The 12,662-nt window shown below is 43.2% G+C and carries 7 protein-coding genes; 4 read left to right on the forward strand and 3 right to left on the reverse strand.

Going from position 1 to position 12,662, the window contains the following annotated elements; translation table 11 throughout:
• The first annotated feature begins 172 nt into the window (after nucleotides 1-172).
• The 4 genes from gltB (at nucleotide 173) to CYCME_RS00335 (ending at nucleotide 7,558) form a co-directional block, all read left to right on the forward strand.
• Complete coding sequence (gene gltB / locus CYCME_RS00320; RefSeq protein WP_020931780.1) at nucleotides 173-4,642, forward strand: glutamate synthase large subunit; 4,470 nt, start codon at nucleotides 173-175, stop codon at nucleotides 4,640-4,642.
• Nucleotides 4,643-4,671: 29 nt separating this feature from the next.
• On the forward strand, nucleotides 4,672-6,090 hold the full coding sequence (locus tag CYCME_RS00325; protein ID WP_015004874.1) for an FAD-dependent oxidoreductase: 1,419 nt from the start codon (nucleotides 4,672-4,674) through the stop codon (nucleotides 6,088-6,090).
• A gap of 61 nt (nucleotides 6,091-6,151) precedes the next feature.
• Complete coding sequence (gene hemE, locus CYCME_RS00330; RefSeq protein WP_015004875.1) at nucleotides 6,152-7,210, forward strand: uroporphyrinogen decarboxylase; 1,059 nt, start codon at nucleotides 6,152-6,154, stop codon at nucleotides 7,208-7,210.
• Nucleotides 7,211-7,249: 39 nt separating this feature from the next.
• Nucleotides 7,250-7,558 (forward strand): SelT/SelW/SelH family protein, encoded by a 309-nt coding sequence (locus tag CYCME_RS00335; RefSeq protein ID WP_144276117.1) that lies wholly within the window; start codon nucleotides 7,250-7,252, stop codon nucleotides 7,556-7,558.
• Nucleotides 7,559-7,716: 158 nt separating this feature from the next.
• On the opposite strand, the gene CYCME_RS00340 is transcribed toward CYCME_RS00335, so the two are convergent.
• The 3 genes from CYCME_RS00340 to CYCME_RS00350 are packed head-to-tail and all read right to left on the reverse strand — an operon-like array spanning nucleotide 7,717 to nucleotide 12,661.
• On the reverse strand, nucleotides 7,717-8,154 hold the full coding sequence (locus tag CYCME_RS00340) for a type IV pilin protein (protein WP_020931782.1): 438 nt from the start codon (nucleotides 8,152-8,154) through the stop codon (nucleotides 7,717-7,719).
• A 22-nt stretch (nucleotides 8,155-8,176) separates the two neighbouring features.
• Nucleotides 8,177-12,115, reverse strand: coding sequence for a pilus assembly protein (locus CYCME_RS12800; protein WP_020931783.1), 3,939 nt, complete (start codon nucleotides 12,113-12,115; stop codon nucleotides 8,177-8,179).
• A 21-nt stretch (nucleotides 12,116-12,136) separates the two neighbouring features.
• Complete coding sequence (locus tag CYCME_RS00350) at nucleotides 12,137-12,661, reverse strand: pilus assembly PilX family protein (RefSeq protein WP_041932847.1); 525 nt, start codon at nucleotides 12,659-12,661, stop codon at nucleotides 12,137-12,139.
• Nucleotide 12,662: the final 1 nt, after the last annotated feature.

Consider the following 12,662-nt stretch of genomic DNA (forward strand, 5'->3'; position numbering starts at 1 on the left):
GCTAAAAAGCTGATATTCAGCTAAGCGTGTGTCGCGTAGGTCTTAAGAGTATGGTATTTGTTAATAGATATGCTCTTCAAAATTGAAAATAATCTATCTGATTGGTATAATTATTAGCCGACTTGCGTAAGTAAGTTGTCTATTCAATAACTAAGCACATAAGGTTAACCGAGTGAAACATACCTCAATCCCTCAAGCGGGTTTATATGACCCTGCGTTTGAAAAAGACAGCTGCGGATTTGGACTCATTGCGCACATTGATAACAAACCGAGCCACTGGCTGATTAAGACGTCCATCGATTCGTTAGCTCGATTAACCCACCGTGGCGCCATCGCAGCAGACGGCAAGTCAGGTGATGGCTGTGGTTTGCTCCTTAAAACGCCAGAAAAATTCTTTCGTGCAAAAGCACAAGAGCTTGGCGCGACACCGACTGAATTGTTCGCTGTTGGCATGGTCTTTTTAAGCCAAGATGCGTCTAAGGCTGAGCAAGCAAAACTAATCCTTAAAGAAGAAATAGAAAAAGAAGGGCTCACTGTTATTGCCTGGCGAACTGTGCCAACCAATACAGAAGCATGTGGTGAACAAGCCTTAGCAACATTGCCTTGTATTGAGCAGGTATTTGTCAATGCAAAAGAGGGGATGGATAATGCAGCAATGGATTGTTGCCTATATATTGCAAGACGTCGTGCTGAAAAGCGGATAGAACAAAACGACGAGATGTTTTATGTGGCGAGTTTGGCTTCAAATGTCATTTCTTACAAAGGCTTGGTAATGCCAGAGTTTTTACCGGTTTTTTACCCAGACTTAAATAATCCAGAGCTGGAAAGTTCACAATGTGTTTTCCATCAGCGATTTGCAACGAACACATTTCCACAATGGCGTCTAGCTCAACCGTTTAGGTTTCTGGCACATAATGGTGAAATTAATACTATTCGCGGTAATAGAAGCTGGGCGCAAGCACGTAGCTATACGTTTGAAACGCCTTTAATACCTAATATGGATGATATTCGACCTTGGGTTTCGTCCGTAGGCTCAGACTCAAATAGTCTGGATAATATGGTGGATGGTCTGATTGCTGGCGGCATGGATATTTTCCGTGTTATGCGCCTGCTCGTCCCACCAGCATGGCAAAATGTTCACACTATGGATCCTGAACTGCGTGCTTTCTATGAATATTCATCCATGCATATGGAGCCTTGGGATGGCCCTGCAGCCATTGTGCTGACAGATGGTCGTCATGTAGCGTGTTGTCTCGATCGAAATGGCCTACGCCCTGCTCGTTATGTGATTACTAAGGACCGTCATATCACCCTGGCGTCTGAGGTGGGCGTGTATGACTATAAGCCAGAAGACGTTGTGCAAAAAGGTCGCTTAAAACCGGGCGAAATGTTAGCTGTGGATACAGAAAAAGGCGAACTGATTACGCCGAAGGAAATTGATGACCGTTTAAAGGCTCGTCAACCGTACAAAGCATGGTTAGCTGAGCACACTAAAAAACTATGTACAGAAAGAGATGATGATCCACTGACTTTGGCGCCATTAGATAAAGCAACTTTACAGGTGCATGAAAAGCAGTACCAGTTGACTTTTGAAGAGCGAGATCAAGTACTTAAAGTGTTGGCAGAAGCAGGCCAAGAAGCAATTGGTTCAATGGGTGATGACATCCCCATGCCTGTTTTATCAACTAAAATTCGTAGCTTGTATGATTATTTTAGACAGCAGTTTGCACAAGTAACGAACCCGCCTATTGACCCTTTGCGTGAGCAAGTGGTTATGTCATTGATGACAAGCTTTGGTCGGGAAAAAAATCTATTTGAAGAGTCGGCCGAACATGCGCACCGCTTAGAAGTGGGTTCACCGGTCTTATCAGCATCAAAATTTGATGTACTGCTGTCAATGACAGATTCGTCATATAAAAGCGCGGTTATAAGTTTGCAATATGACTTGTCTGTGTTTAATTTAGAAAGTGCTATTCAGCATATATGTCAGCAAGCTGAGGAAAAAGTTCGTGAAGGTAATGTTGTTATTGTCTTAAGTGACAGAGGGTTAGCAGCGGGCTTTTTACCAGTACATGCCTTATTAGCGACGGGTGCTGTACATCATCATTTGGTCAACGTTGGTTTGCGTTGCCAGTCAAATATTGTTGTTGAGTCGGCTACGGTCCGAGATCCACACCAGTTTGCAACGCTTATTGGTTACGGTGCAACGGCTGTTTGTCCGTATCTTGCCTATGAAACGCTGAACGACATGCTGGAAACGGGCGATATAACTGGTATTGAAGAAGATGTGTTGGCTCAGAATTACCGTAAGGGTATCAATAAAGGGCTGTACAAAATACTATCTAAAATGGGTATTTCAACAATTGCTAGCTATCGTGGCTCGCAGTTATTTGAAATTGTTGGGCTGCAATCGGCAGTTGTTGATACCTGTTTCAAAGGAACCACCAGCCGCATTGAAGGGGTTGGTTTTGAAGCGCTAGAAAATGAGCAAAAACAACTCTCTAAAGTAGCTTGGAACCCACGAAAAAGTACTGAACAAGGCGGTTTGTTGAAATATGTTCATGGGGGGGAGTATCACGCTTATAACCCAGATGTTGTCAACTCTTTGCAACAAGCGGTCCGTTCAGGTGATATTAGTAAATACCGTCTGTATGCTGATGAGGTGAATCACCGTGCACCTGCCTCCATTCGCGATATGTTTAGCTTGAAGTTAGATGAGAAAAAAGCTATTTCTATCGATGAAGTAGAGCCCGCAGAAGGCTTGTATACACGTTTTGATACAGCTGCAATGTCATTGGGTGCGTTGTCACCTGAGGCGCACGAAACATTAGCTATTGCAATGAATCGTTTGGGTGGCCGTTCAAATTCTGGTGAAGGGGGTGAAGACCCTGCAAGATTTGGCACTGAAAAGCTGTCAAGAATAAAACAAATTGCATCAGGGCGCTTTGGTGTAACACCACATTATTTAGTTAATGCCGATGTCCTGCAAATTAAGGTTGCTCAGGGTGCTAAGCCAGGCGAAGGTGGGCAGCTGCCGGGTGATAAAGTTAATAAAATGATTGCAACGCTGCGCTACTCTAAGCCAGGCGTTTCACTTATTTCACCACCACCACACCACGATATTTATTCAATTGAAGATTTGGCTCAGCTTATTTTTGATTTGAAACAAGTGAACCCAGAAGCCCTTGTGTCGGTTAAATTGGTTTCAGAAGCGGGTGTTGGAACGATCGCCGCAGGTGTTGCTAAATGCTATGCCGATTTAATTACGATTGCGGGTTATGACGGCGGTACAGGTGCCAGCCCACTAACCTCAGTACGTTATGCTGGAGCACCGTGGGAGTTAGGGTTAACTGAAACGCATCAAACATTGCTTGCAAATGATCTAAGAGACAAAGTTCGTCTGCAAACAGATGGGGGGCTAAAAACTGGTCTAGATGTTATTAAAGCGGCTATCTTAGGTGCCGAAAGCTTTGGTTTTGGTACGGGCCCAATGGTTGCTATGGGGTGTAAATACCTTCGTATTTGTCATCTTAATAACTGTGCGACAGGCATTGCGACACAAGATAATGTACTTCGCATGAAACATTATCACGGAGAAGTAGAGTATGTGATGAACTACTTCCGCTTCCTTGCTCAAGAGGTGCGCGAATGGTTAGCGAAACTGGGCTTTAAAAAACTTGAAGACATCATTGGGCGAACAGATTTGCTTGAGCAAATTGAGGGACTAACAGATAAGCAAAGTGGCTTAAAACTACAGCCTATCTTGGATTATATTCCGGGCAATGAAACGAAAGCACAGCACTGCATTACGCCACAAAATGATCCGTTTGACGATGCCGCATTTGCTGAAGGAATAGTGGTAGATGTGCTGCCAGCAATCGAAGCAAAAGCGGGTGGTTCGTTTAGATATACGATTAGTAATATTCACCGGTCTATTGGTGCTCGCGTATCAGGTGAAATCGCGAAACGTTATGGCAATAATGGCATGAGCGATGCCCCTATTGATATTCACTTTAGCGGTTCAGCAGGCCAAAGTTTTGGTGTGTGGAATGCGGGTGGTCTAAATATGACACTTGAAGGCGATGCGAATGATTATGTTGGTAAAGGTATGGCCGGTGGTAAACTGGTTCTAAAAGCACCAGCAAATAGCATGTTCGATAGTCATGATTCAACCATCATGGGTAACACCTGCTTATATGGCGCTACCAATGGTAAATTATTTGCAGCTGGCCTAGCAGGAGAGCGTTTTGCTGTTAGAAACTCTGGCGCAATAGCGGTTGTTGAAGGCATTGGAGACCATGGTTGTGAATACATGACAGGTGGTGTTATTGCTGTCTTAGGAGAGGCCGGCATTAACTTCGGGGCAGGAATGACGGGTGGCTTTGCATTTGTATTGGACGAGTCACGTACGTTTGTCGACAGATATAACCATGAATTGGTAGATATTCATCGTGTGTATACAGAGTCAATGGATGCACATTGTGGCTATTTACGCCGTTTAATAGAAGAGTTTACAGTCGAAACAGGCAGTAAAAGAGGTCAAGATATACTTGATAATTTTGCTGATTATATACAACACTTCTGGCTGGTTGCACCTAAAGCGGCTGACGTTAAATCGCTATTAGATTCAATAACCTCATAAGAAGTTTAACGTAGAGAAACACAGATAAAATGGCTAATAATTTTCAATTTGTTGACGTACCTCGCATTGACCCAATAAAGGTGCCTGCGAATCAAAGAAAACAAGAGTTTAAAGAGATTTATGGTGAGTTAGATGCAGAGCAAGCAGCCGATCAAGCTGATCGTTGCCTACACTGTGGAAACCCATATTGTGAATGGAAATGCCCCGTGCATAATTACATTCCAAATTGGCTTAAACTGATTTCAGAAGGTAAGGTTATTGAAGCGGCCGAGTTGTCGCATAAAACTAATTCATTACCGGAAATTTGTGGACGCATTTGCCCACAAGATAGGTTGTGTGAAGGCTCCTGTACGCTAAACGATGAATTTGGTGCTGTTACTATTGGCTCTATTGAAAAATATATTTCTGATGAGGCTTTCAAACAGGGCTGGCGCCCAGACCTATCAACGGTCAAACAGACGGGTAAACGCGTAGCGATTATTGGTGCAGGACCGGCCGGTTTAGGTTGTGCCGATATTCTTGCTCGTAATGGTGTAAAGCCGGTGGTTTATGACCGTTACCCTGAAGTAGGCGGACTATTAACTTTTGGGATACCTCCGTTCAAATTAGAAAAAAGCGTGGTGAAAAACCGTCGTGAAATTCTAGAAGGTATGGGTGTTGAATTTATATTAGAGACAGAAATTGGCAAAGATGTGCCATTTCAGCAATTACTAGACGAGTACGATGCTGTTTTCCTAGGGATGGGTACTTATAAATTTATGAAAGGTGGTTTTCCGGGTGAAAACTTAGAGGGCGTGCATGAGGCACTTCCATTCTTAGTGTCTAATATCAACCGCTTGATGGACTTAGAAGGCGTTAATACCATCATGGGCGATGAGTTCATCGACATGAAAGGGAAACGAGTTGTGGTGCTCGGTGGTGGAGATACGGCGATGGATTGTAACCGTACAAGTATTCGTCAAAATGCACAAGAAGTGACTTGTGTTTACCGTCGTGATGAAGAAAATATGCCGGGCTCTCGTCGTGAAGTAGCAAACGCAAAAGAAGAAGGTGTTAACTTTCTTTGGAATCGTCAACCGGTAGAAATTATTGGTAAGGACAAGGTTGAAGGCATTAAATTAGTGACCACCGAGTTAGGTGAGCCAGATGCACGCGGCCGACGTAGCCCTGTTGTAATACCAGGCACGGAAGAAATCGTACCGGCTGATAGTATTATTGTGGCTTTTGGTTTTCAGCCAAGTCCAATGCCATGGTTTGCAGATTTTGGTATAGATCTTGATGAGCGTGGCCGTGTGATAGCACCAGAGCATAATGAATTTGGTTATCAGACCACCAATGAAAAAGTATTTGCTGGCGGCGATATGGTTAGGGGGTCGGATCTTGTTGTTACGGCTGTTTACGAAGGTCGTGAGGCCGCCCAAGGCATCCTTGATTACTTAAACATATAGTCTTCATTACCCTATTTTAGCAACGCCAATACACGGCTTTTACACTTAAGAGTATTAAATAATGACCACGTTAAAAAATGATTTAATGTTAAGAACATTGCGTGGTGAAAAAACAGAGCGTACGCCTGTTTGGATGATGCGTCAGGCGGGCCGATATTTGCCTGAATACCGTGCGACACGCGCTCAAGCGGGTAGTTTTTTAGATCTGTGTAAAAATGCAGAGCTTGCTTGTGAAGTCACTTTGCAACCGTTGGAACGTTATCCAATGGATGCAGCGATCCTATTTTCCGATATTCTGACAATCCCAGATGCTATGGGTTTAGGCCTTTATTTTGAAGAAGGCGAAGGCCCTCGGTTCGAACGTACTGTGCAAACGGCAGCGGATATTGACAAGTTATTTGTACCCGATCCGAATCAAGAACTTCAGTACGTAATGAACGCTGTTTCAACCATTAAAAAAGGGTTGAATGGTGCTGTTCCATTAATTGGTTTTTCCGGTAGCCCATGGACCTTAGCTTGTTACATGGTTGAAGGAAGTGGGAGCAAGAACTTCGCAAAAATTAAACGCATGATGTACGACACCCCTGAGTTGATGCATCGTTTGCTCGACATCGTTAGTCAATCGGTAATAAGCTATCTACAAGCTCAGATTGAAGCGGGCGCACAAATAGTCATGGTGTTTGATACCTGGGGCGGTAACTTATCAACAAAAGATTATGAAACATTTTCTTTAGCCTATAGCCGAAAAATTTCACACGCCCTACAAGCAACAAACCCAAGCGTACCACGATTATTATTTACTAAAGGTGCGGGTGTTTGGCTAGAAACTATGGCGGATGCTGGCTATAACGGCTTAGGAGTTGATTGGACAACAGATTTAAAGCTAGCACGAGAGCTCACGAAAGATAGCGTTGTACTGCAAGGGAATCTTGACCCAACAAGCTTGTATGCTAGCCCAGAAAAAATCCGTCAAAAAGTACGTGACGTATTGGCCGATTATGGTCACGGGCATAAACATATCTTTAACCTAGGGCACGGAATACTACCTGACATTAATCCAGAGCACGTGAAGGCGATGATTGATGAAGTACATCAAAGTAGCCCCGCGTACCATCAATAATATTATTTTTGGTTTATAGTTTACTGACGGGTGACTGAATTGGACTACGACGATAAACCCAGAATAGAAATACAGTATTGCACACAATGCAGGTGGTTGTTACGTGCGGCCTGGTTAGCACAGGAGTTACTGACAACGTTTGAAGAAGAGCTCGGTGGTGTTACTTTAATACCAGCGAGTGGGGGCACTTTTGAAATAAATGTACATACTGAAGAGGCGACAAAGCATATCTGGTCGCGAAAGCAAGAGCAACGCTTTCCCGAGGCAAAAGAAGTTAAGCAACGTATTCGTGATTGTTTATTTCCTGATAAACCATTAGGGCATTCAGATGTTAAAAGCCCTAGTTAGGGCTTTTGGTTGTATTTCTTTGTTCATGCGCAGGACTGCTTTTACTATCGTACTCAGTCATATGCTCAAGTAGCTAAATTTTACTATAGGTAATTAATTAAGAAAGCAAGAAGTTAGTCAGCTTGATTACTTTCGCTTAGACCCTTCGGTCTCCCCTTTTATCGCCAGCAGTTTGTTAATGTGGCTGTTTTAGCGCCAGTTTGGTCATAAGTCATTGTTCCACACTTGTCCGATGCTTGAGCATTTTGTGGTACAGCTTGTAGTTCAAAAGCAGTTGCTGTGGGTGCTGATGAAAATGAATAATTATAATCAGGATGAATGATACCTGGCTCTAAGGCTGGGGTGCATCCTGCTGCAGTTGCACAGGCAGCGGATGATATAGGGTCACTCGTACCATTTAGTATTAAATACGAGTTATTTTCAGTGAAGCGGCGCTCAAGAAAATTAGATAATTTCAGCAAGTCTGATTGAGCTGTTGTACGTTTGTTGGTACGAGTATTTTCCACATACGAAGGGTATGCTATTGATGTCAATATAGCGATAATAGCAACAACAATCATTAATTCAATAAGGGTAAAGCCGTTTCTAGTTTTCATAATTTGGACTTGTTAAAAGAGGTTATCTTAATTGACGCCATGATTGTCTGCCAGTAGGGCTACCAGAGGACTCTTTGATCATGTCTAAATTACCGCTAGAGCCACTCGAGTATTTACATTCTGTGCCATCATCGCAAATAACGACACCCGGCGTTTTAATAATACCAAGGCCATCCTTACGAATACCGCTGGTAGGGATAGTATCTAGAGCATCAATGTTTCCGTCTCCATTAGTGTCGTACATTGCTACTAGGTCAAGTAAGTCAATAACACCATCATTATTGATATCAAAAGGCGAGGTATCAAGGCGACTCCCATTAACAGCATCTAGTTCCATTAGCCAGCTTGAGCCACCAGAATTACATGGGTTAGGGTCAGGTATTAGAGTAACAAATATGATGCGCCCATTTCTTAGTAGAGGGGCAGCGATCACACGCTCACCTTCTGGACCATTGCCATTATATGGGGAGGCAATGGGCACATTTAGATCCATATACCAACCATCTTTTGTTGTGTAGTCAACAGTTGTATTTGATGTTGCACGTAAATCGATAAGTGTTGAGTCACTTGGAAGTGGGTTAGAAGGTGTTTGTATAACGTTAGAAGCTGTTACCTCAAATGTTTTTTCTGTTAGGATTTCTTGTTGTAGTAAATTTGTACGGCTTGCAACGGCCGAACCTTGGTCTCTAATGCCAAAGAAAGTCTGTATTTGAGGTGATGGGCCAACAATTTGGTCATTAACGGCATAATATTTACCAGTGCCAAAGTACACCATTAAACCACCGCTAGGGTGTTTGCCAACTTGCGGTTTGGCGGTAATGGGTTGTGGGGTTCCAGAGCCATCAAGAGCTTGATATAGTGGAGCAGGACTAGGGTTTGTACCATAAGCTACTTTCCACGTACTTGTATTGTTCCCCGAGACATCAAATTTCCATAGATTGCCAAGCAAGTCACCAGCATAAATGCTATCAGTAACTTTATCACCATCTTCATCAACTGCAATAGGGGTAGATAATCCATTAGGGTTACCTGCACTGCCGACACCAGTATCAATTTTTTTAAGTATATACCCGGTTTGAATATCAATTAAGAATAAAACGGCGGAGTTATTTGCACTTTCGTAACCGTTAGCAACCACAGCAGCCCAGCTGCCATCTTGCATTTTAACTATTGATGCCTGAGGCAATGTGTAGCCGAGATCGGCAGCAAAAGAACCTACATCTGAGGGGTTTGGGGCTTGAGCATCTGAAATCTCCCATAAAACATTACTAGCCGAAAAGCTGGATGGATTTGTAACGTCTAGGGCGAATAGACCTTTGCCACCAGCACCTAGAGTGGTGACTAGAACTGAACGCCATGCACTACCAAAGTAAGCGTCCCCACCACGGGGAGCGCCGTCAACAAAATACCTGTGGGGAATACAGCCAGCACCTCCACAGCCATAAAAAGGGTCTGTCAAAGTACTTAATGCTCCGATGGTTGCATCAGGTACGTAGGAAAATAATTCGACGCCCCTAGAAGAATATGAGGAATCAGTAGGTTCTGATGTTGCATTAACAGCATGTAACATGCCGTCATTAGCTGAAAAGTATACGGCAGGCGTTCTAGCAAGTTTGGCGGTTAAATGAGCAGGGTAGGCGGCAGCCTCTGTAGTGTCAGCTAATTGAGTGTAACCAAAGTCTTCAACATGACCTGAAAACCATGGGTCGGAGTTAATTACATCACCTAATAAAGACACACGGTCTCTAAACGGGCCACCATTTTTTTGTTCGTTGGAGGTATCACCTCGAATATAATCGGTTCTATTTGATCCTAATGTGTCTGTTGTGCCAGATGAATCTGTGTCCATCAGTAGTTGTTGGGTAGTATTGAGGTTAGCGTATTCAAAAATGATGCCCGTAGAGCTACCACTGGTAGAGTCGTAAGAGAATATATTGCGGCTGTTTTCAGCAGGTATAAGCGTTGAGGCATCCCACGCTTGTGAGCCAATACTTCCATCATTATTTAAATTAAACGCTAATAGCTGTCCTGTCCATGTTGCACTATTAAAGCGAGCCTGGAAGACATAGGAGTTAGTATCTAAGCGTGTAGAATTAGTAGCAACCGATGATGCAGAAGAGGTTAGTGCCTCAATGTTAGTAAATGCTTGGTTAAGAGCGGATACAAGTTTGTCTGGTTCAGTCGCTAATACATAATTATCGGGTTCGCCATCGCTGTCGGCATCCCATTCTGTTGTTGATGTGCCTGGCGTACCATTATTAGGGTCTGCATCATCATTATCGTCAACAAAACCACCATACTTTCCAGCAAGCCACAGCATGTTCATTTGCCCTAGTAAAGGGTTGGAGCTGTATTCTTGAGAGTCCACCATAAATGTAGATATGGTTTGTTTACCTGTGAAGTCGGTTGTTGCGCCTAAATTTCCTGTGGCGCCGGTACGAATATCTTCTGTATTAGCATAGTAAGCAAGGCCTGCAATATAGTAAGAATTTTCCTTTGGTGAATAAGGGGCTGTGCCCATTACTTCACCTAAACCTGGAATTATTTTTGCGGTATTAGCCATGTCGCAATTAAGAGCTGTACAGCCAACAACTTGAGCGGTACCGGTCAGTCCCTCTAAGTCGCCAACAGTATTGGTAAGGTTGGTGACATTGATGTCTGAATCAGGCGTGCTGGGTTCGCCATAATCATCGCTAATATTTGTGCCATTAAAACTACTGGCCGTAAAGTGAGTGCCAGGCAATTTTTTATCTTTCCAAGGGTTGGCATCATTAATGCCGATAATGAAATTATTTTGGCATTCATATTGAATTGGATCTTCCCATCGACTGCCATCTAAAATAGGGAATCCACCATTAGCACCTGTAAGGTATTCTGCCGTTGGACCAAGGTTTTTAAAGTAACGAATAGACTCATAAAATAGTTCGCTAGCAGGGTCGTTCCCTTTATAACCAGGGTCGCTGAACTTATTTAAATAGGTAATAACGCCTGATAAGGAAACACTACTTGCTACCGAATCAGCAGTGTTTGCATTGGTGTTAATAATGCCTGTTGATAAAATCTCTGCAAGGGGATTAGTCATTGTCCCGCCAGAGCCATCTGGCATGGTTGTGCCTACGTATTTCATATTGGAGCGTAAAACGCCCCCATCTATTCCGTTACCATTGGTGTTGCTGTAACTCGTTACACCAAAACGCATTTGGTCCGCATTCTTTTGTATTAAGCCTTCAGGCTTGTAATAACTGCCGCTTCCATAAGGAACGCAGTTAGCTTCTAAATTACTGCTACTTTCACACACTTTGATGTGTACGTTGTAGGTGCTGCCACTTAAATCATTGGCGTTAATTGATGTACCAAATTTTACACCGAATGCTTCATTACGAATATATACAGGAACAGACCAAGGCGTTACCGTAGATGGGTTTACGTTTCGAGTAGACTTAATAAGTTTACGGGGAAACCAGTTGTCGTTGTCTTGTTTTCGGGTTCTACGAATAACTGTTTCAGTTGTACTATCGACTACACGGTTGCCACCTGTCATTGTCCAGACAAACATATCCATAGCTGTCATGGTGGCCCAGTTCATAAAGTTACCACTAAATTTGCTGGTACATTCATGGTTGGTGTTATTTACTGGCCCAGCGGGGTTAAATTGCCCAGACCCATAGGTGTAGCATTTATTAGGGTCAAAATAACCAAGATATTCTTGAATAGGAGAATAACAGATACCTACAGTACCACCATCATTCACCCGACCAGTACACCCTGTTGATATATTAGGCTGATCATTATAAGCGGCCCCCCCCATTGGGGTTTCAACAGACATATTAAAGAGTACATTCGGATCTACCGAGGTGGTTAAAAATAAGGGTGATTGAGCAATGGCTGCATATGCAGAACCGGCTGTATATAAGGCGGCAAAAGCAATGAAAATAAATCTTTGGATGATTAGTTTTAACATGTGAGTGTCCCCCAAATCCATTTAGCGTTTATAGGTGCTTTGTAACATAACTACAGCGGTATCAGTGCCACCAAGTGCTCTAGTCGTGATACGGTAATAACGAGTATCAACGGCCACCCCAGCTTCTAAACTACTTCCAGACTCAGGCACGGCAGGCATTTCTTCAATGATGTATGCAGGTGGTGTTGTTATATTACTAAGTGTTCCGGTGTACGCAATAACATCGTTAGTGGTATCAGACCAATTGGTAACACTTGCGTCCCAACGTGCTGGCCCAGAGCCAGTCGGCTGATAGTGACCTAATGAGCTGCCGGTAAACGGTGGTAATATAGCGGTAGTTCTCAGGTATTCTTCTGCCTCACGCAGTGCAGATTCCCCTGCTTGTAATGACATGCTTCTATCCTTGAAATTCCCCGCCATTCTTTCTTCTAAAACAGTAGTTTGCATGCCTGAAATGCCTAGTAGAGTCATTATTAATAACATAATAAGGCTGACAAATAATACTGCGCCGCTTTGCTTGTTATGGAGTTTGAAATGATTATTCATA

Source organism: Cycloclasticus zancles 78-ME (assembly GCF_000442595.1).
In the GTDB taxonomy this organism is placed as follows: Bacteria; Pseudomonadota; Gammaproteobacteria; order Methylococcales; family Cycloclasticaceae; genus Cycloclasticus; species Cycloclasticus pugetii.